Source organism: Grimontia sp. AD028, from assembly GCF_000973155.1.
Taxonomy (GTDB): Bacteria; Pseudomonadota; Gammaproteobacteria; order Enterobacterales; family Vibrionaceae; genus Enterovibrio; species Enterovibrio indicus.
Genome location: NZ_LASY01000088.1, coordinates 1 through 19,983, shown reverse-complemented (window position 1 = coordinate 19,983; position 19,983 = coordinate 1). Strand labels below are relative to the sequence as shown.

The window sequence follows — 19,983 nt, the reverse complement described above, 5'->3', positions numbered from 1 at the left end:
TCAGGTCGTTTGGGTATATGTACCAACAACGCGATAGATAGAAAAACGCGATAGACAGAAAGGACACCCATGCGCATTTCTCCCAAATGGCTGCTTGTTCTCAGCGCACTGTTATTGAGCGGCTGTGCGGCTCCTCCGCCTAAAAATCCCGATAATATTTGCAGCATTTTCCGCCAGTATGATGATTGGTACGAAGATGCGGTCGACATGGAAGATGAATGGGGAACGCCAATCCATATCGCAATGGCGTTTGTGAAACAGGAAAGTTCCTACGTTCATGATGCGTTACCTCCCCGAGACTATGTGCTCTGGGTGATCCCGTGGGGACGTGTCAGCAGTGCATACGGGTATGCACAGGCTCAGGACCCTGCGTGGTCTGATTACCAGAAGGCGACCCGCAATGGCGGCTCTCGCACCGATTTTGGGGATGCTATGCAATTTATTGGCTGGTACACCAGCGAAACCCAGAAGCAACTAGGGATTTCGAAGTGGGATGCTTATAACCAGTATCTTGCTTATCACGAAGGACGTGGTGGTTTTAAGCGCGGGACTTACAAATCCAAGCCGAAAGTGATGCAAGTGGCGAGAAAGGTTGAGCGCCAGGCGCAAACTTACGGTGGGCAGTTGAGAAGTTGCCGTGAAGAGTTGGAAGATAACCGAAGCTGGTGGCCTTTCTAGCTCTCATCAGTGAGCAGATTCAATAAAACAAAAGCGCCGGTTCCGGCGCTTTTTTGCGTTTGGTCTATGGCTACCCCAAAGCTCTCATCGCTGACATTGAGGTTATTCAAAACCCATCTGGCGTTTGCCCAGTTCACTCAAGTCATCCATGGTTGCGCGTCCCTGATAGTTTATTTCGTGGTGCTCAGGTGCGAAGTCTGGGCAACTCTCACCATTTAGAAAAGCAGTGCGCTGTTTGGCAAGGAAGTGCTGGTTTTTCTCACAATCCGGCGCAGCACCAATAAACAACACATTACTATAGCCATCGCCATTATGTTTATCTTCTACGGCATGAATGGTATCCGGATGCCACCAGACCGTATCGCCAGGATTCATTTTCGGTATCGAGACCAAACCTTCCAGTAACAATGGGTGCCATTTCGGTGAGACTGTCAACGCACGCCCCGGTGTGGCGCCACAAAGATCTTCTTCAGGCACATCATCTTGAATAGCACGCAGTAGCATGTAAGGCATCGCCATGGTGGAAGGTACCATTTGCAAGGTTCCATCACCCTTGCCCTGAGAAGTTAGCGCCACCCAGCCTTGGAAAGTGCGGAAAACACTGCATACCGCAGGGGATGGATATTCCTCGACCTCAATACGGTTGGCACCATGAAACGCTTCATACTTCTGCCAGTCGCCCAAGAATACTTCGTGATAAACCTTCCGGTAATGGGGTTCTATCCAACGCTCTATCGAGCCGGAATCGACATGTGGCGAAAGGCCGAGAGTAGCGTCTCCCGGTTCTCGGCGACGGACACGATCCGCATAGCTGGCCTCAAGATCAGGGTTGAAAAAGGTTTTGCCATTGTCCTGCCATGTCCAGAGGTGATTAAGGTGTCTTCGGGCAGTTGCCATGTTTGGGTGCTGACGTGCCCAGATCTGGGCTTGTGACCAGTAGATCCCGAAGATCTGTGGCTTGTCAGATTTCAGTTGGCTGAAGTAGTTGTCTTCGACAGTGGGGGTGTGTTCGTAGTAGCCATTTTCGATGATGTAGCGTGAAAGGGCATCGTTGTGTTGACTGACTTCTTTCGCTGGTAAGGTGTTTCGAATAATGCAGCAGCCCGCCTGGTGGACTTGCTGTTTTTGCGCATCGCTAAAACCGGTTTCGGCAATATCGACAAATTCAAACTGGGGAATAGCTGAACCATTGGCTTCTTCCTGTTGGATGCGCTCCACTTCTGCTCTCAGGGCTTCAGATACGAGCTTAAACCGGGATTCATAATCAGGCACTTTGATTTTTAGTTCCTGTTTAAAAGCATGAATTTGACCAGGTAAATTATCCATAGAAAGACTCATATATCCTCCATTATGCAACATAAATTAACGTCGCCGGTGGTTCATACGCAGACCGTCTGACATTGACTCCTATGGCAAAGTGTAAGGCATATCAGGAATGGCCGATGATACGATAACGACACTTAACACCGAGAAGGCAAGGAGAATGATCATTTTTGTGGTTTGTCACGTGCCATTGAAATTTCGTGATCGATCCAAGATAAAAAGTAATTGATGGATTTGTCATTGGTTATTTTGTGATCTTAGTTCGCTGATTGCTTTGAATTAGTGCGGCGGTGTTCTACTTTTTTACAAGGAGTTTAATGGAAGGTTCCAAAAACACATTGGTAGGTGATGACTGAATCATCTTGATGTCGTGTTGTTTGGATGTGGTGGCTATGAAAGCTAAAGACGGAAAGGATTTTCCTCAAAAACGTGTCACGATGATTGATGTGGCAAAAATTGCTGGCGTCTCGAAGTCTACGGTTTCACTGGTGCTAAATGGCAGCGAGTCAGTCAGTGATGAGAAAAAAAAACGGGTTAATGAAGCCTGCAAATCCCTTGGCTACGTTTATAACGGCGGTGCTGCCAGCCTGCGTGGTGGACGTTCAAAAATTGTCGCTGTCTTATCCAATAACCTTACCAGCCCGTACTTCAACCAAATTATCAAAGGCTTGGAGCCCTATCTCGATGAGCTGGGCTTTATCCCTATCATTATGGATGTGAACGAGAGTATCGAGCGTCAGAATCAATTTGTTCATGCGCTTCGCGGTCACAATGTCGCTGGCATTATTATCACGCCAGCCCCCGGCACTGATAACCGTTGGATAGACAATATTGTTGCCACCGGGCTCCCTATCATCTCAATCATGCGGGAAGTTGAAAATTCTCTCTCCCCGGCAGTCATGGCTGAAAACCGATTGGGAACCTATTTAGCAACCCGTTCTTTGATTGAACTTGGCCACAAGCACATTGCTTTTGTGGGGGGGCTGGAAACTTTTATTGATCTCAAACTGCGTCACCAAGGCTTTATGGATGCCATGGATGAGGCTGGTTTAACGGTTCCTGATAATTATATTCAGCACAGCCCGAGTAGCCGTTCTGGAGGGCATGAAGCCACTACCCGCCTTTTGTCATTGGCTCCCGAAGTGACGGCTATTGTGTGCTTTACCGACGTCGTGGCTTACGGCGTCTATACCGCTTTACACGAAGCCGGAAAACAGCCCGGCGAAGATGTCTCCGTTATTGGATTTGATGATTTAGAAGATTCCCGCCTGATTTATCCCGCTCTCTCAACTGTGAGGGTAAAGGGAGAAGATATTGCGCGGGAAGCATGTTACTTGCTGCAACGCTTGCTGGCTCAACAACAAACACCCAACAAAATACTCGTCGGTGTTGAGTTGATCCAGCGACTGTCTACGCAGGCACCCAAGAGCTTGGTTTAACAAGCTTTGCGTAGTGGGTAGTCGCTGCAAGTTGTTTGGGTACACGGACCGAGTGGTCATGTCACAAAACAAACGAGGTAAGCATGAAAAATCAACTGGTAATGTCAATGCTGTCAGCTGCAGTCGCTATCGGAACGGTGACTTCAGCACAAGCGGAAGATGTAGAAGTACTGCACTGGTGGACATCAGGCGGTGAGGCTGCGGCGTTAAATGTACTCAAGGATGACCTTGCGAGCCAAGGCATCGGCTGGCAGGACATGCCGGTAGCCGGTGGCGGTGGCGGTAACGCAATGACGGTTTTGCGTGCCCGTGTGACCTCGGGTAATCCTCCGACTGCGGTACAGATGCTGGGCTTTGATATCCAGGATTGGGCAGCGGAAGATGTGGTAGCCAACCTTAACAGCGTGGCAGATGCCGAAGGTTGGAATACGGTGGTGCCGAATGCGCTGCAAAACTTTGCCAAGTACGATGGAAAGTGGGTGTCTGCGCCGGTGAACGTCCATTCCACCAACTGGATATGGGCGAACAAAAAGCTGCTCGATGAAGTGGGAGCAAAACAGCCTACCAACTGGGATGAACTGATTGAAACGCTGGATAAACTGAAAGCCGCGGGTTACATCCCACTGGCTCACGGTGGTCAGGCTTGGCAGGACGCGACCATTTTTGATGGCGTGGTACTGACCACTGGTGGTATCGACTTTTATCGCAAAGCCATGGTGGATTTAGATCCGGAAGCACTGGGTTCGGACACTATGGTCAAAGTCTTTGACCGTATGTCACAGCTGCGCGGTTATGTGGATAAGAACTTCCCAGGCCGTGACTGGAACCTGGCTTCTGCCATGGTGATTGAAGATAAAGCAGGCATGCAAATCATGGGTGACTGGGCGAAAGGTGAATTCCTGAAAGCCGGTAAAAAACCAAACGAGGACTTCCTGTGTTTCCGCATGCCAGGTACCCAAGGCATGGTCACCTTCAACTCTGACCAATTCGTGATGTTTGATGTGGGTGATTCAGATGCACAGAAAGCGATGGCCAAAGCCATTATGTCGCCTGAATTCCAATCTGCGTTTAACGTGGTGAAAGGGTCAGTTCCAGCACGTACTGACGTACCGAATGATGCGTTCGACGCCTGTGGTAAAAAAGGCATGGCGGATCTGGCGGAAGCTAACAAGAGCAACACGCTCGTCGGCAGTATGGCTCATGGCCACGCAGCGCCAGCCGCTGTGAAAAATGCGGTCTATGATGTCGTGACTAACCATTTCAATGGCGGTATGGACTCTAAGCAAGCGACAAAAGCACTGGTGGCTGCTGTTCAGGATGCTCAGTAATCCAATGGAAAAAGGGGACGGGTTAAAGCCCTTCCCCTTTTTATTCTAAAGACAGTCGTTTCTCGTCGTTTGAAGGATCAACTATGGCTTCTCAAGGAAAATACAGTTCGCGCCAGTTCTGGCAGCAACTGTTGCCAAAAATTGTCATTGCTCCCTCGTTCGCGCTGATCCTCTTTTTTGTCTACGGCTTTATCGCCTGGACAACCTACATTTCTTTCAGCCGATCGCGGATGCTGCCGAACTATAACCTCGATGGGGTTCGGCCTTATGAAAAACTCTGGAACAGCCTTAACTGGCAGGTGGCACTCGAAAACCTGGCAGTATTTGGCATCCTCTACATTGTGATTTGCTGTGCGCTGGGGTTGTTACTGGCGATTCTGCTCGACCAGAAAATCCGTATTGAAGGCGGGCTTCGCCCCGTGTTTCTCTACCCCATGGCACTTAGCTTTATCGTGACAGGTACCGCATGGAAATGGTTCTTAAACCCTGGTCTTGGGCTTGAGAAAACCATGCATGAGCTGGGGTGGGAGAGCTTCAGCTTTGACTGGTTGATTAACCCGGAAATGGCGATCTATACGGTCGTGATTGCCGGGGTGTGGCAAACTTCAGGTTTTGTCATGGCTATGTTCCTTGCCGGGCTTCGGGGCATCGACAGCGAAATGCTGAAAGCCGCACAGTTAGATGGTGCGTCTTCCTTCCAAATGTATCGTCGCATCATCATTCCTCAGCTTCGTCCTGTGTTTTTGAGCGCTTTTATCGTGCTCGCACACATGGCCATTAAGAGCTATGACCTGGTTATCGCCCTGACTGGCGGCGGGCCGGGTAATGCCACTGAGCTTCCCGCCACCTTTATGTATTCGTACACCTTCTCACGAAATCAAATGGCTGTGGGGTCGGCGAGTGCCATTGTGATGCTGATGACCATTGCGGCAATCATCGTGCCTTACCTTTACAGCGAGTTGAAGGAGCCGAAGCATGGACAGCATTGATAATAAATCGCCGTTTCAGGGGGCGAAATTCTGGCGTGTGCTGATCTATACCACGCTCATCGTGTTCGCTTGTATGTATCTGCTTCCTCTGTTCGTAATGCTGGTGACATCCTTTAAAGAGCTGGATGAAATCCGTCAGGGGAACATGCTGGCGCTGCCAGAAGTGTGGACGGTTGAACCATGGAAAGCAGCTTGGGGAACCGCATGTATTGGCCTTACCTGCGAGGGGATAAGCGGCTACTTCGGTAACTCAATTGCCATCACGGTGCCCGGTGTTTTGCTTTCCACCATGTTAGGTGCATTGAACGGGTATGTACTTACCAAGTGGCGTTTCCCTGGACATAAATGGGTGTTCGGCCTGATGCTGTTTGGTTGCTTCATTCCCTTCCAGGTGGTGCTGGTACCTATGAGCCAGGTACTCGGTACCCTTGGCATTGCCAATACCACACCTGGGTTGGTGATGGTGCATGTGATTTATGGTTTGGGTTTCACCACGCTGTTTTTCCGTAACTATTACGAAGCGTTTCCTAGCGAGCTGATTCGCGCCGCCATGATTGATGGTGCGGGCTTCTTCCGCATGTTCTTCCGCATTTTGCTGCCAAGTTCCGGCCCCATCATTGTGGTGACCATCATCTGGCAGTTCACCAATATCTGGAACGACTTCCTGTTCGGGGCGTCATTTGCATCGGGCGATACTGCGCCGATCACCGTAGCTCTGAACAACCTGGTGAACTCTTCCACGGGTGTAAAGGAATACAACGTCCACATGGCTGGCGCCATGATTGCCGCGCTGCCCACCCTTTTGGTTTATGTCCTGGCCGGTCGCTATTTCGTACGCGGTCTGATGGCTGGCTCAGTAAAAGGATAATCTGAATGGCTTCTTTGACGCTGAATAATGTAAAAAAACGCTTTGGTCATGTTGAGGTATTGAAGGGTATCGACATCGCCATTGATGATGGTGACTTTCTGGTACTGGTGGGGCCATCTGGCTGTGGTAAATCCACACTATTGAATATGATTGCAGGTCTCGACAGCATCAGTGATGGGGATGTTTCTATCGGTGATGTGGTGATCAATGACCTGCACCCGGCAGACCGGGATATCGCCATGGTATTTCAGTCTTATGCACTTTATCCGAACATGACCGTTGGTCAGAACATCTCGTTTGGACTGGAAATGCGTGACGTTCCAAAACCGGAGCGTGACCGCAAGATCAATGAGGTGTCTTCCATGCTGCAGATTGAGCACTTGCTGAGCCGCAAACCGGGTCAGCTTTCTGGTGGTCAACGTCAGCGTGTTGCGATGGGAAGGGCGTTGGTTCGTGACCCGAAAATCTTCCTGTTCGATGAGCCGTTGTCTAATCTGGATGCCAAGCTCCGTGTTGATATGCGTACTGAAATCAAACGTCTTCACCAACGTTTGAATGCGACGATTGTGTACGTCACCCATGACCAGATTGAAGCGATGACCTTGGCAACCAAGATTGCAGTCATGAAAGATGGCGAGCTGCAGCAACTTGGATCTCCGGCAGAAGTCTATGACAACCCGGCCAACACCTTTGTGGCAACCTTTATGGGAAGCCCTTCGATGAATCTGGTTGATGTTAAGGTGTTAGAAGCGGATACCAACCGCACCGTGTTGGAACTGGAAGGGTTCGATGGTGTGAATCAATCGATCGCGTTTGATGTTGGGTTTGCAGACTTAGCTGCTTATGTCGGGAAGACCGTGAGTCTTGGCGTGAGACCGGAAGACATTACCGAACAAGCCGATGGCGAAGGTACCTTGCATTGCAAAGTCGATGTGACGGAGCCAACGGGCGCAGACACTTATGTCATCACCTCATTGGGCGGTAAGGAAGTAGTGGCGCGTATGCCAGCCAATATTGCGCTGAGTGCAGGGGACATGGCACACCTTGGCTTTAATCCTGAAAAGCTGGTGTTATTTGATACTGATAGCGGCAATCGAATCCGTTAAGAGTTTTTGTTCGTGCAATAAAAAACGCTCCAGAGGGAGCGTTTTTTATTTGTTTTTTCTTCAGGTTCCTACGTTTAAACCGGATACGGTCTGCGCAACGTTTTCTGCACCGGAACGGATTTCTTCCATCACAGTGGAAGCTTCAGATATCTGCTGGGTACCTTTTTCTGCGGCTTCTGACACGCTCGACATCTTACGGGTTGCATCGGATGTCAGGTCACGGTTTTTCTTCACAACGTCGGTAATTTCAGCAGTCGACTGGCTGGTGCGCGCAGCAAGTTGTCTGACTTCATCCGCAACCACAGCAAAGCCTCGGCCCTGATCACCGGCACGCGCCGCTTCAATCGCAGCATTTAGTGCCAGAAGATTAGTCTGGTCAGCAATGTCACTGATGGTGGATAGGATGGCTTCAATGCTCTTAGATTGCTCATTGAGTTGGGTAATGGCGTTAGAGGTTTCCAGCACCTGATCGGAAATAGACTGTGATGTCGCAACCGTCGACTCCAGCACACCTGCGCCTCTTGTGGCAATCTCTGCTGTCTTGACCGACGTTGAGTAAGCGACTCCCGCAGCGTCGCGAATTGCATGCTCCTGTGTCACTTTCTCGGTAATGTTATTAGCGAACTTCACGACACGGATAACCCTGCCTTTGTCATCAAACACTGGGTTATAAGTCGCGCGGAGCCAGAGGACATTGCCCATGGAATCTTTTCGTTCAAACTGGCCTGCTTTGAAATCTCCATTGGCAAGTTCGGCCCAGAAATTAGGATTATCCTGATAGAAATGATCGGGACAGAACATACGGTGATGTTTGCCCTGAATTTGGTCGAGTGTGTATCCAACAGCACCTAGGAAATTAGCATTGGCTTGAATAATGGTGCCGTCAGGGTGAAACTCAATCATGGCCATAGACTTATTCAGTGCGTCAAAAACTGCTGCCTGATCATCTAGCTTGATCTTTTCTTTGGTAATGTCTGCAGCGATTTTCATCACCTCAACCACGGCACCGTTTTCTTTAATCGGGAAGTAAGTGGCTTCAAGCCATAGCCTCTCTCCTTTTGAATTTAGCCGAGGAACTGTCCCACTGATGACTTCACCACCACGCAGTCTCTCCCAGAATTTCTGATATTCCATGCTTTGACCGTACTCAGGGTCGCATAACTCTCTGTGATGCTTTCCTGTCAATTGCTCAAGCGTAAAACCTACAGCACCGAGGAATATGTTGTTTGCGTGTTTGACGACACCTTCAGGTGTGAAGTGAATTGTCGCAACACTGTTGTTGATGGCATCCAAAATGGCTTGGTTGTGTGAAGCACTTAATTCCAGTTCTTCCAGTTGTTTTTTCAGTTTCCCGTTAAACATGATTGCTTTCCTTCCTCAGCAAGCACAAACAAATTATTCAAAGAAAGTCGGTGCACAAAACCGATAGAGCACCTCTTTAAAACTAGCTGATAACTTGGTCATTTGTATGAAAAATGAGATTAATTGGAGCAGAGGTAGATAGAAGGATTGAACTGGGTGAGATATTAAAAAAACAGCCAGCAATTTGCTGGCTGTTTTTTGAGTAACAATATAAACCTACGTAAGTTATGTCTTGGCGCTTTTAGGTACAGGTAAGATCTTAACCTGCTTAATCATATTCTCAGCGACTTCAACAATTTCCATTTGATGCCCTTCGACCTCAATACTTAACTGACTGCTCGGGATATCTTCAAGGTGTTCCAGTATCAGGCCGTTAAGGGTACGGGGGCCGTCGGTTGGAAGTTCCCAGTTCAGGCTTTTGTTGAGGTCGCGGATATTCGCGGTGCCATCAATCATGAAACTGCCGTCTGGTAGAGCGGTAATTTCCTCTGCCAAACTGGGTGATAGTGAGGTAGTGAACTCGCCGACTATCTCTTCCAGAATATCTTCCAGAGTGACCAAGCCGATGATGTCGCCGTATTCGTCGACAATCATACCGATACGTTGCTTGTTACGCTGGAATTTGAGCATCTGGACATTCAACGGTGTGCCTTCCGGAATGTAGTAGACCTCATCCGCGGCGCGTAGCAGGTTCTCTTTATTGAATTCGTTTTCCACCATCATCCGGTAGGCTTCACGCACACGAAGCATGCCAACCACTTCATCAATATTGTCGCGATACAGCACCATACGGCCATGTGGCGCATGGGTGAGCTGTCGCATGATGGCTTTCCAGTCATCATTGACGTTGATGCCAGTGATTTCGTTTCGCGGCACCATGATGTCATCCACGGTGATTTCTTCAAGCTCAAGAATCGACAGCAGCATATTCTGGTGACGGCGAGGGATGAGCCCGCCTGCCTCATTCACCACGGTACGAAGCTCTTCAGAGCTCAGGTTGTCTTTTCCGCTGTGATCAGTCGCAAGCCCCAGAATTTTAAGAAAGCCATTGGTAATGCCATTCACCACCCAAACCAGCGGATAAAGCGCTTTCATCAAAACATTGAGTAAAAGGCTGCTGGTGTAGGAAACGCGTTCTGGATAGAGTGCTGCGAGGGTTTTGGGTGTCACCTCTGCAAATACGAGGATAACAAGGGTAAGGCCACCGGTTGCAATCGCGACGCCGAGATCGCCAAACAGGCGCATGCCCAGAATGGTTGCGATGGCGGAAGCGAGAATGTTAACCAGGTTATTTCCGATGAGGATCAGGCCAATTAGCCTGTCTGGGCGTTCAAGCAGCTTTTCTACACGCTTGGCGCCTTTATGCCCTTGTTTGGATAGGTGTCGAAGCCGGTATCGATTTAATGCCATCATGCCGGTTTCGGAGCCGGAAAAATACGCAGAAATAAAGATGAGCAATACCAAAACGGTCGCTAGCGTTCCCGTCGATATGTCGTCCAAATTGCAAGTTCCTTCTTGTTTGGTTCAACCCTAATTAAGGGCAAGAATTTGCGTCCATGTCAAACATTGCTGCGCAAACTTTATACACAAACGCCCCGTTAGGGTAAAGAAAGCCTATAAAAAGGGGCGTCTGAATTGAGAGACCGTTAACCTGCGATAATCACTTCGCGGACAAAACGGCTGCCAAAATAGGCGAGTGTAAGGAGGAATGCTCCCACGATGCTGATCCAGATAACGCGGCGTCCGCGCCATCCTGATTGATAATGTCCCCACAGCAGCACGCCGTAGACAATCCATGCCATTGCGGACAGCACAGCTTTGTGTGCTTTGCCCTGAGCAATCATGTCCTGCACAAACACAAGACCGGTCAGCAGGGTCAACGTCAGTAACACTTCACCAATCAGAATGATGTTGAAAAGCTGTCGCTCTACAGCCATGAGTGGAGGCAGGTTGGGGTTCATTACCAGCTTTTTCTTGTGCTTCAACTGATGGTCGAGCCATGCCAGCTGAATGGCATATAAAGTGGCAATCATCAGTGTGGAGTAAGAGAAAAGCGCGAGGGATATGTGCACCAGAACTTCTGGGTGTGCTTCGAGGTGGGTGATAAACGCACCGGGAAGCAATGTGGCTGCGGTCAGGTTAATCGCAGAGAAACTATAAACCACAGGCAGTAGCACCCAAATCCGCATCCTGAACATGAGCCCAGTGGTAATCGCGGCAATGATAAAGCTAATGAGGGACGCGACATTAAGGATACTAAGGTTCTGCCCACCGCCTGACAGGATGAGATCAGAAAGCAGGTAAGCATGTAGCACCAACGCACCACACGCGCTCAGAAACACCGAGCGAGCCGGGATCTGATTCGGGCCGGATAGGCCGGGAATAATTTGCAAAAGCGCCGCAAAATAAAGCAAAGCGGCGGTGAGTGCTAAAAAGATATCCATGTGTCTTTCAACAACATCGCGTCAAAAAGGAAGGGATCAGTATACCTTGCGCAACTGAGAGTCGCTATCAACACGAGCCGATCTTTGAGACGTATACCTGTCTTACCCGCGACAAATTTTAGGAAAAGTGCCTGTAAGCCACTTTAAAACTATCGTTAAAGGCAGCATGTAAGCATCAGCAATAATGAGATATAATCGCGCCAATTTTGTGTTTATCGCCACCTGACAGGATTTCGGGTCACGTGGTGCCATCGCGTAGATAAGCGAGTAGGACATGTTTGAAAACCTAACGGATCGTCTATCCCGTACGCTGAAAAACATCAGTGGTCGCGGTCGACTGACAGAAGACAATATTAAAGACACGCTGCGTGAAGTACGCATGGCGCTGCTGGAAGCGGATGTTGCGTTGCCAGTGGTTCGTGACTTCGTCAAGAAAGTAAAAGAAAGTGCAGTTGGACTGGAAGTGTCGAAAAGCCTGACTCCAGGTCAGGAATTCATCAAGATTGTTCAATCTGAACTTGAAGCTGTGATGGGTGAATCCAACTCTGAGTTGGATTTGGCAGCGCAGCCACCGGCTGTGGTACTGATGGCGGGCCTGCAAGGTGCAGGTAAAACCACCAGTGTTGGTAAGCTGGGTAAAATGCTCAAAGAGCGCCACAAGAAGAAAGTGCTGGTGGTCTCAGCTGACGTTTACCGCCCTGCAGCAATCAAACAGCTGGAAACGCTGGCAGGCGATGTGGGCATTGATTTCTTCCCATCAACGCCGGATCAAAAGCCGGTTGATATCGCCAGTGAAGCATTGGCGCACGGCAAGCTGAAATTCTATGACGTGGTCATTGTCGATACCGCAGGTCGCCTGCACGTCGACGAAGAGATGATGGACGAGATTAAAGACGTCCACGCGGCAATCAACCCTGTTGAAACCTTGTTCGTGGTCGATGCCATGACAGGTCAGGATGCGGCGAATACAGCTAAAGCTTTTAACGATGCGCTGCCACTAACCGGTGTGGTACTGACAAAAGTGGACGGTGATGCACGTGGTGGTGCGGCGCTGTCTGTTCGTCATATTACCGGTAAGCCAATCAAGTTCCTGGGTGTAGGTGAGAAAACCGACGCACTGGAACCGTTCCACCCTGACCGTGTTGCCAGCCGTATCCTTGGCATGGGTGACGTGCTGTCACTGATTGAAGATCTCGAGCGCAATGTCGACAAAGACAAAGCCGAGCAACTGGCGAAGAAGTTTAAAGAGAAGAAAGGTTTCGACCTTCAGGACTTCCGCGATCAGCTTCAACAGATGAAGAACATGGGCGGCATGATGGGGATGCTCGACAAACTGCCGGGCATGTCAAACCTGTCTGATGATGTGAAAAACCAAGTGGACGATAAAATCTTCGTTCAGATGGAAGCCATCATCAATTCCATGACGCCGAAAGAGCGTGCACGTCCAGACCTGATTAAAGGCTCACGTAAAAAACGTATCGCCGCAGGTTCAGGTACTCAGGTACAGGACGTTAACCGTCTACTCAAGCAGTTTACCCAGATGCAGAAGATGATGAAGAAGATGCAGAAGGGCGGCATGAAGAACATGATGCGCAATATGAAAGGCATGATGGGCGGCATGGGTGGTGGCGGTGGTATGTTCCCACGCTAAACCGCAGTAAAACCTATTCTCCGGTCAGATGAAAGAAGCTGGCCGGGATTCGATAGAGCGACGGAATCGCTAAGTGATTGAAGTCCAGTTACTGCTGATGCTTTTTTAGCTAAAGCAGTTGCATTCGATCACAGAAAGCGTAAAATTCCGGAGCTTTATTTTGGCACGAGGCCCCGTATTAGCACGGGGCCAATTTAATTTAGTAATGCAAAGAGGACGATATGGTAACCATTCGTTTGGCACGTCACGGCGCTAAAAAGCGTCCATTCTATCAAATCGTTGTTGCAGACAGCCGCCAAGCTCGCGACGGTCGCTTCATCGAGAAAGTAGGTTTCTTCAACCCAGTTGCACAGGGTCAAGAAGAGAAGCTGCGTCTGGACCTGGACCGCGTTAACCACTGGGTTGGCGAAGGTGCAGCTGTTTCTGACCGCGTAGCTAAGCTGATCAAAGACGCTGCTAAAGCTGCGTAATTGATTAGTGTCAGGGTTGAAAGAAAAAGAAATGAGTGAGCAAGAAAAGGTTGTAGTAGGCAAGCTAGGTGCTTCTTATGGCATCCGTGGCTGGCTCAAAGTTTTTTCTTACACTGAAAATGCTGAAAACATCTTTAGCTACACACCTTGGTTTATCAAAGTGCGTGGCGAATGGCAGGAATTCAGTCTTGAAGACTGGAAACGCCATGGTCAGGGTTATGTAGGCAAGTTGAAAGGCCTGGATCAGCGTGAAGACGCTCAGGCACTGACAAATGCTGAAATCGCTATCAATGCAGAAGTATTGCCTTCGCTGTCAGATGAAGAATTCTACTGGCGCGAACTGTACGGAATGGAAGTGGTGACAACCAAAGGGTACAACCTGGGTAAAGTCACGGACATTCTGGAAACGGGCTCTAACGATGTATTGGTCATTCAAGCGAACCCGAAAGATGCTTTTGGCCAGAAGGAACGTTTAATACCGTTCCTCGATGGGCAAGTCATCAAGTTGATTGATCGCTCTGCTCAACGGATCGAAGTTGACTGGGATCCTGGATTTTAATTCCCCCAGTAACATTTAAAGCAATGGGAGTGGAAAAATGTGGGTTGGTATAATCAGCCTTTTTCCTGAAATGTTCCGTGCTGTTACTGAATTTGGGGTAACTGGCCAGGCGGTTAAAAAAGGCCTGCTCGAGGTAGAAACGTGGAATCCCCGCGATTTTACCCACGACAAACACCGGACGGTTGATGACCGCCCATATGGTGGAGGCCCAGGCATGTTGATGATGGTTCAGCCTTTGCGCAATGCCATTCACACTGCCAGGAAAGCCGCTGATGGCAAGGCGAAAGTGATTTACCTTTCACCTCAAGGCCGAAAGCTTGACCAAGCAGGTGTTGAGGAGCTGGCGCAGAACGAGAAGTTGATTCTTATCTGTGGACGCTACGAAGGGGTAGATGAGCGCATTATACAAACCGAAGTCGATGAAGAATGGTCTATCGGGGATTTTGTGCTCAGTGGCGGTGAGCTGCCAGCCATGACGTTGGTTGACGCGGTTGCCCGGTTTGTACCGGGTGTCCTCGGAGACTTTGCGTCAGCGGAAGAAGACTCTTTTGCAAATGGTTTGCTGGATTGCCCTCACTACACACGTCCTGAAGTGTTGGATGGATTGGAAGTACCTTCGGTACTGAAATCCGGAAATCATAAGGACATTCGCCGCTGGCGATTGAAAGAATCGCTGGGCCGTACCTGGCTCAGAAGACCAGAGCTCCTGGAAAACCTAGCTCTGACTGACGAACAGGAATCACTGCTTGCTGAGTTCATTAACGAACACAGACAAGTACCTAAAGATATTTAGTATCAGTTTATTCTAGGGTATAGAAAATGAGTAACATCATCAAAGCGCTCGAAGATGAGCAACTTAAACAAGACGTTCCTGCGTTCAACGTAGGTGACACTGTTGTCGTTCAAGTTAAAGTTAAAGAAGGACAGCGTGAGCGTCTGCAGGCTTACGAAGGCGTTGTAATCGCTAAGCGTAACCGTGGTCTACATTCAGCATTTACCGTTCGTAAGATCTCTAGCGGTGAAGGCGTTGAGCGTGTATTCCAAACTCACTCACCAGTTGTTGACAGCATTACTGTTAAGCGCCGCGGTGCAGTACGTCGTGCCAAACTGTACTACCTGCGTGAGCGTTCTGGTAAGGCAGCTCGTATTAAAGAGCGTCTGGCTAAGAAATAATCGCTCCGGCGTTTATACCCGAAAGGGAAAGAAAGCCCGCCTGTTTAGGCGGGCTTTTTCTTTTTCTGCGGACGGAAAATGCGTGCCATAATGCGAGCTTCATGAAGGAGATATAACGTGCAGTACGATTGGATTTTATTTGACGCTGACGAGACCCTGTTTTCTTTCAATGCTTTCGCGGGTCTTCAAGCAATGCTCAAAACCTTGGGCGTTAACTTTAGCGAGCAGGATTTTGCAGAGTATCAGACCGTCAACAAGCCGCTTTGGGTGAAATACCAAAACGGTGCAATCTCGGCGAAACAGCTTCAAGAAGATCGTTTTCTGGTGTGGGCTGAGCGCTTGGATATTGAACCGGGTGAGCTTAACCGCCGTTTTCTCGATGCCATGGCGGATGTTTGTGAACCTTTGGAAGGTGTGCGTGAAACCCTGCCTTTACTGGCGCAACATGCCAAACTCGGTATCATCACTAATGGCTTTGTGCAGCTTCAACAAATCCGTCTAGAAAAAACAGGGCTTCGGGAGTACTTCGACTTGGTAGTGATTTCAGAACAAGTTGGTGTAGCCAAACCTGATGTTGCTATCTTTGATCATGCCTTTAATAAGATGGGCAACCCTGATAAAGCGCGCGTCCTGATGATTGGCGACAATGCAGATTCCGATATCCTTGGTGGCATCAATGCGGGTATCGACACTGGCTGGCTGAATGTTGATGGAAAAGTGAAACCGAAAGGTATTGAGCCAACCTTTACTGCTGCTTCATGGGCAGATATTCGCGCTCAATTGCTGGATTAATCCTCTGGCTGTTTGGGTATATCTGTGCAGCTTGAGTCCTGAGCTGCACCTCTTCATTCCTCTCCAAAAGAAATTTGCGCGGCGTTCCATAAGCTAACCATTTCATACCAGGTTGCAAACTTAGCACATCACAGTCAACCAAATCGCGCTTCACTCTCAACATGCTGAACACTGGTGTTCGGCGGCGTTTTGCCAAAACAATAATGAGAGGAAAGCACAATGGAACCAACAGACACTCTACAAAAACAGTTGGTTGGAGCGCTATCGAGAAATTGGTGGGTGTTGTTATTGCGTGGTATCGCGTCCATTATTTTCGGCTTCATGCTCTGGACCTTGCCGACGGAAGAGTCGGTGGAAACACTTATTCTGGTATTCGGTATTTTTGCATTTGTGGACGGCGCACTTCAGGTGTGGACAGCCATCATGGAGCGCAAAGAACGGGATAACTGGGTGGTACTGATGCTTTGGGGTGTGGTCGGGATCGCGGCCGGGATTATGACGTTTACTGTGCCGGGACTCACTGCGGTTGCCTTGCTTTTCTACATAGCCATTTGGGCGATAGCGAAAGGTGTGCTGGAGATCATCGCCGCGATCAGGCTGAGGAAGGAGATTGCCGGAGAGTGGCTCCTTATTCTCGGAGGTGTTATTTCCATTCTGTTCGGTGGCTTTTTGATGTCTAATCCCGCAGCAGGTGCGACGGCACTCATTTGGGTGATTGCGATGTACGCGTTTATTTTTGGTGTCTTGTTTGTGGCACTTTCCTTTAAGCTCAAGGGATTAAAAGAAAATGCATGACACCAATTCTGCACCTTTCCACTGAATCGGTATATAGTGACACTTTCCAAATCAATCTTAAGGAACACAGGATGTTGAAAAAATCCTTGGTGTCACTGGTTGCGTTGATGATCGTTGGCTGCGCATCCGTTGGAGATGCAGAGTCTTTGGTAAAGAAAGGCGATTGGCAGGCAGTCGGTGAGCAGGACGGTCTGAGAGGTATCCCTTCCCGTTCAATGTCTGATCTTAATGAGCTGGCACAGCGTGCTGGTGGACAGAATGTCGATGTGAGCGATTACGAGTCTGGCTATGCGGAAGGTGTTGATCGCTATTGCAGCCTGGACAATGCCTATGACATTGGTTTGTCGGGCATGCAGTATTTGGGTGTGTGTGCCAACAGACCTGATGGACTTCGCTTTCAGATGCAATGGCAGAGAGGTTTTGAGGACTTCCAATCAGCTGACCAGACTTTCTGATTGAGCTAGTAAAATAGCAACCCCAAGCAAAAAGGCCTTTTCGAAAGGCCTTTTTCTATTTTGTAAGCTGGGGTTTACAAAGTTATTTCCAACATGCTGATTGCTGAAGTCAATGAAATAGCCTTTGGGTTTGACCATTACACCTTTATGTAAATATAAGTTTACGATGTTATTTTATCTTTACGATCTATTGCATTCATCTCTCAGATTGTTATTGTATGGGCAGTTGCGTGATAAATACCCGTTCAATGCGCAAAATAGATTCAGAAAGGAAAAATGTCATGGAAAGAGATCTGCTTACTAACGTACACATTCAGGACGAAACGGTTCTGATTACCCCTGACCAACTGCGCAGCAAGCTACCCGTAAAGGAAGAGACGTTGGCCTTTATTTCAAAAGCGCGTCAGGAAATTGCAGATATCATCCATAAGAAAGATCACCGCCTTTTGGTCGTGTGTGGTCCTTGCTCGATTCACGATACTGATGCGGCGATTGAATACGCGAGAAACCTCAAGGCGCTTTCAGAAACCCTGAACGATCAGATTTACATCGTGATGCGAGTTTACTTTGAAAAACCACGCACCACGGTTGGCTGGAAGGGACTCATCAACGATCCAAATTTGGATGGCTCTTTCGATGTAGAGGCAGGTCTTCACAAAGCCCGTGAACTGCTTATCACACTGGCTGACATGGGTCTGCCACTGGCAACAGAAGCCTTGGACCCAATCAGCCCGCAATACATTGGCGATCTGTTCAGTTGGGCGGCGATTGGCGCGCGTACGACTGAGTCTCAAACTCACCGTGAAATGGCGAGTGGCCTTTCCATGCCAATTGGCTTCAAGAACGGTACTGATGGCAGTTTGGCAACGGCCATTAATGCGATGAAGGCGGCCGCATCTGGTCACCGTTTCATGGGAATCAACAAAGAAGGTCAGGTTGCGCTGCTGACAACTCAGGGCAACCCGGATGGTCATGTGATTCTGCGTGGCGGCAAGCAGACCAATTATGACTCAGTTTCGGTGACAGAATGCGAAAATGAGATGAAAGGGGCAGGGCTTGAGCCTTCACTGATGGTAGACTGCAGCCACGCCAACTCTCGAAAAGATTTCCGTCGTCAGCCACTTGTCGCTGAAGATGTGTTCCACCAAATCCGTGAAGGAAACCAATCCATCATTGGTTTGATGATTGAGAGCAACATCAACGAAGGCAATCAGTCTGCGGACTTGCCGCGTGAAGAGATGGCTTACGGGGTGTCTATTACCGACGCATGCATCAACTGGCAGGATACTGAAAACCTGCTGCGCCGTGCCCATGATGAACTGACACCTTTCCTGGAACAGCGTTTACAAGGACATTAAGCCACATGGTTGCAGAGTTGACCCAACTTCGGGATCAAATTGACGAAGTCGACAAACAAATGGTCGAGTTGCTGGCACGCCGACTGGAATTGGTCGCGGAAGTTGGCGAGGTGAAGAGCAAACACGGTTTGCCGATTTATGCGCCGGATCGTGAAGCTGCTATGTTGGCATCACGTCGTGAAGAAGCTGCTTCTCGCGGGATTCCGCCGGATCTGATTGAAGATATTCTTCGTCGCACCATGCGCGAATCTTACGCCAGTGAAAACGATTCTGGATTTAAATGCCTGAACCCGGATCTGCGTTCTATCGTGGTGGTGGGTGGCCATGGCCAGTTAGGTAAAGTGTTCTGCAAGCTTTTCCGACTGTCTGGCTATGACGTTAAGGTATTGGGCTCGAAAGATTGGGACAAGGCTGAAGAAATACTCTCTGATGCTGGCATGGTGGTTGTCACCGTGCCTATCAATAAAACTGACAGTGTTATTCGCTCATTAGGCAAGTTGCCCGATGATTGCCTCTTGGTAGATCTGACCTCCATCAAGAGTGAACCTCTGCAGGCCATGCTGGAATCACACAAAGGACCAGTGGTGGGTTTGCACCCTATGTTTGGTCCGGATATTTCTAGTCTCGCTAAACAGGTGATTGTGTACTGTGACGGGCGAAATCCGGAAGCGTACCAATGGCTGCTTGAGCAATTCCGCATCTGGGGAGCGAGTTTGCACCGTATCAGCGCGATTGAGCATGATCAGGGGATGACGCTGATCCAAGCGTTACGCCACTTCACTTCGTTCGTGTATGGTCTGCATCTGGCGGAGGAGAACCCGAATCTGGAGCAGCTTACAGCGCTTAGCTCGCCAATATACCGCCTTGAACTGGCGATGGTAGGCCGATTGTTTGCTCAGGACGCCCAGCTTTACGGGGATATCATTATGTCCTCGACGCAAAATATCGACATGATTAAGCGTTTCCACGCACGTTTTGGCGAGGCGATTAACCTGCTCGACAAGCAAGACAAAGAAGGCTTTGTTCAGGCGTTTAGTCAGGTGGAAAACTGGTTCGGCGACTTTGCTCCGCGCTTTATGAAAGAAAGTCAGAACCTGCTTCGTCAGGCGAATGACACCACGCACCGCGGTTAATACCAATCGTAGTAAATATCTGCTCATCCTAGCTGGTTAAAATGCTCGATAACTGCGTTG

The 19,983-nt window shown here is 49.1% G+C and carries 20 protein-coding genes; 16 read left to right on the top strand and 4 right to left on the bottom strand.

All coding sequences use genetic code 11. From position 1 onward, the window contains the following. The first annotated feature begins 69 nt into the window (after positions 1-69). Positions 70-678, top strand: a complete 609-nt coding sequence (locus RN22_RS18345; RefSeq protein ID WP_046306482.1) for a hypothetical protein — start codon at positions 70-72, stop codon at positions 676-678. A gap of 102 nt (positions 679-780) precedes the next feature. Here the strand turns inward: RN22_RS18345 and RN22_RS18340 are convergent, their stop codons facing one another. After that, positions 781-2,016, bottom strand: coding sequence for a YbiU family protein (locus RN22_RS18340; protein WP_046306479.1), 1,236 nt, complete (start codon positions 2,014-2,016; stop codon positions 781-783). Between the two features lie 377 nt (positions 2,017-2,393). On the opposite strand from RN22_RS18340, the gene RN22_RS18335 reads away from it, so the two are divergent. The 5 genes from RN22_RS18335 (at position 2,394) to RN22_RS18315 (ending at position 7,731) form a co-directional block, all read left to right on the top strand. Next, on the top strand, positions 2,394-3,440 hold the full coding sequence (locus RN22_RS18335; protein WP_197076317.1) for a LacI family DNA-binding transcriptional regulator: 1,047 nt from the start codon (positions 2,394-2,396) through the stop codon (positions 3,438-3,440). An 83-nt stretch (positions 3,441-3,523) separates the two neighbouring features. Beyond that, entirely contained in the window at positions 3,524-4,768 is a 1,245-nt protein-coding gene (locus RN22_RS18330) for an ABC transporter substrate-binding protein (protein WP_002540074.1), read from the top strand. Between the two features lie 83 nt (positions 4,769-4,851). Beyond that, a complete protein-coding gene (locus RN22_RS18325; RefSeq protein WP_002540073.1) occupies positions 4,852-5,757 on the top strand; it encodes a carbohydrate ABC transporter permease in 906 nt (301 codons plus the stop codon). Continuing rightward, positions 5,744-6,625: a carbohydrate ABC transporter permease gene (locus tag RN22_RS18320; RefSeq protein WP_002540072.1), complete on the top strand. Its 882-nt coding sequence runs from the start codon at positions 5,744-5,746 to the stop codon at positions 6,623-6,625. Before RN22_RS18325 ends, RN22_RS18320 begins: the two co-directional genes overlap by 14 nt. A 5-nt stretch (positions 6,626-6,630) precedes the next feature. Further along, positions 6,631-7,731 (top strand): ABC transporter ATP-binding protein, encoded by a 1,101-nt coding sequence (locus tag RN22_RS18315; RefSeq protein WP_046306476.1) that lies wholly within the window; start codon positions 6,631-6,633, stop codon positions 7,729-7,731. Between the two features lie 60 nt (positions 7,732-7,791). Here RN22_RS18315 and RN22_RS25600 read toward each other — a convergent pair whose 3' ends face one another. The 3 genes from RN22_RS25600 to RN22_RS18300 all read right to left on the bottom strand — a co-directional run bounded on the left by RN22_RS25600 (position 7,792) and on the right by RN22_RS18300 (position 11,537). After that, positions 7,792-9,093: a PAS domain-containing methyl-accepting chemotaxis protein gene (locus RN22_RS25600; RefSeq protein WP_046306474.1), complete on the bottom strand. Its 1,302-nt coding sequence runs from the start codon at positions 9,091-9,093 to the stop codon at positions 7,792-7,794. A 225-nt stretch (positions 9,094-9,318) separates the two neighbouring features. Further along, positions 9,319-10,593 (bottom strand): HlyC/CorC family transporter, encoded by a 1,275-nt coding sequence (locus RN22_RS18305; protein WP_046306472.1) that lies wholly within the window; start codon positions 10,591-10,593, stop codon positions 9,319-9,321. Positions 10,594-10,739: 146 nt separating this feature from the next. Continuing rightward, positions 10,740-11,537: an inner membrane protein YpjD gene (locus RN22_RS18300; RefSeq protein WP_046306470.1), complete on the bottom strand. Its 798-nt coding sequence runs from the start codon at positions 11,535-11,537 to the stop codon at positions 10,740-10,742. 274 nt (positions 11,538-11,811) lie between these two features. On the opposite strand from RN22_RS18300, the gene ffh reads away from it, so the two are divergent. The 10 genes from ffh to tyrA all read left to right on the top strand — a co-directional run bounded on the left by ffh (position 11,812) and on the right by tyrA (position 19,923). Next, positions 11,812-13,188 carry a signal recognition particle protein gene (gene ffh / locus RN22_RS18295; protein WP_002540066.1) on the top strand — a complete coding sequence of 459 codons (1,377 nt, stop codon included), beginning with the start codon at positions 11,812-11,814 and terminating at the stop codon, positions 13,186-13,188. Positions 13,189-13,409: 221 nt separating this feature from the next. Continuing rightward, on the top strand, positions 13,410-13,658 hold the full coding sequence (gene rpsP / locus RN22_RS18290) for a 30S ribosomal protein S16 (protein ID WP_002540065.1): 249 nt from the start codon (positions 13,410-13,412) through the stop codon (positions 13,656-13,658). Positions 13,659-13,689: 31 nt separating this feature from the next. Beyond that, a complete protein-coding gene (gene rimM, locus RN22_RS18285; RefSeq protein ID WP_046306468.1) occupies positions 13,690-14,217 on the top strand; it encodes a ribosome maturation factor RimM in 528 nt (175 codons plus the stop codon). Positions 14,218-14,254: 37 nt separating this feature from the next. After that, positions 14,255-15,010, top strand: coding sequence for a tRNA (guanosine(37)-N1)-methyltransferase TrmD (trmD, locus tag RN22_RS18280; protein WP_046306466.1), 756 nt, complete (start codon positions 14,255-14,257; stop codon positions 15,008-15,010). 26 nt (positions 15,011-15,036) lie between these two features. After that, positions 15,037-15,390, top strand: a complete 354-nt coding sequence (gene rplS / locus RN22_RS18275; RefSeq protein WP_002540060.1) for a 50S ribosomal protein L19 — start codon at positions 15,037-15,039, stop codon at positions 15,388-15,390. Between the two features lie 117 nt (positions 15,391-15,507). Continuing rightward, a complete protein-coding gene (yjjG, locus tag RN22_RS18270) occupies positions 15,508-16,182 on the top strand; it encodes a pyrimidine 5'-nucleotidase (RefSeq protein WP_046306463.1) in 675 nt (224 codons plus the stop codon). A 219-nt stretch (positions 16,183-16,401) separates the two neighbouring features. After that, on the top strand, positions 16,402-16,977 hold the full coding sequence (locus RN22_RS18265; RefSeq protein ID WP_046306460.1) for an HdeD family acid-resistance protein: 576 nt from the start codon (positions 16,402-16,404) through the stop codon (positions 16,975-16,977). Between the two features lie 71 nt (positions 16,978-17,048). Next, positions 17,049-17,432 (top strand): DUF2799 domain-containing protein, encoded by a 384-nt coding sequence (locus tag RN22_RS18260; protein WP_046306459.1) that lies wholly within the window; start codon positions 17,049-17,051, stop codon positions 17,430-17,432. A gap of 281 nt (positions 17,433-17,713) precedes the next feature. Continuing rightward, positions 17,714-18,790: a 3-deoxy-7-phosphoheptulonate synthase gene (locus RN22_RS18255; RefSeq protein WP_002540056.1), complete on the top strand. Its 1,077-nt coding sequence runs from the start codon at positions 17,714-17,716 to the stop codon at positions 18,788-18,790. A gap of 5 nt (positions 18,791-18,795) precedes the next feature. Then, a complete protein-coding gene (gene tyrA, locus RN22_RS18250; protein ID WP_046306457.1) occupies positions 18,796-19,923 on the top strand; it encodes a bifunctional chorismate mutase/prephenate dehydrogenase in 1,128 nt (375 codons plus the stop codon). Positions 19,924-19,983 lie beyond the last annotated feature (60 nt).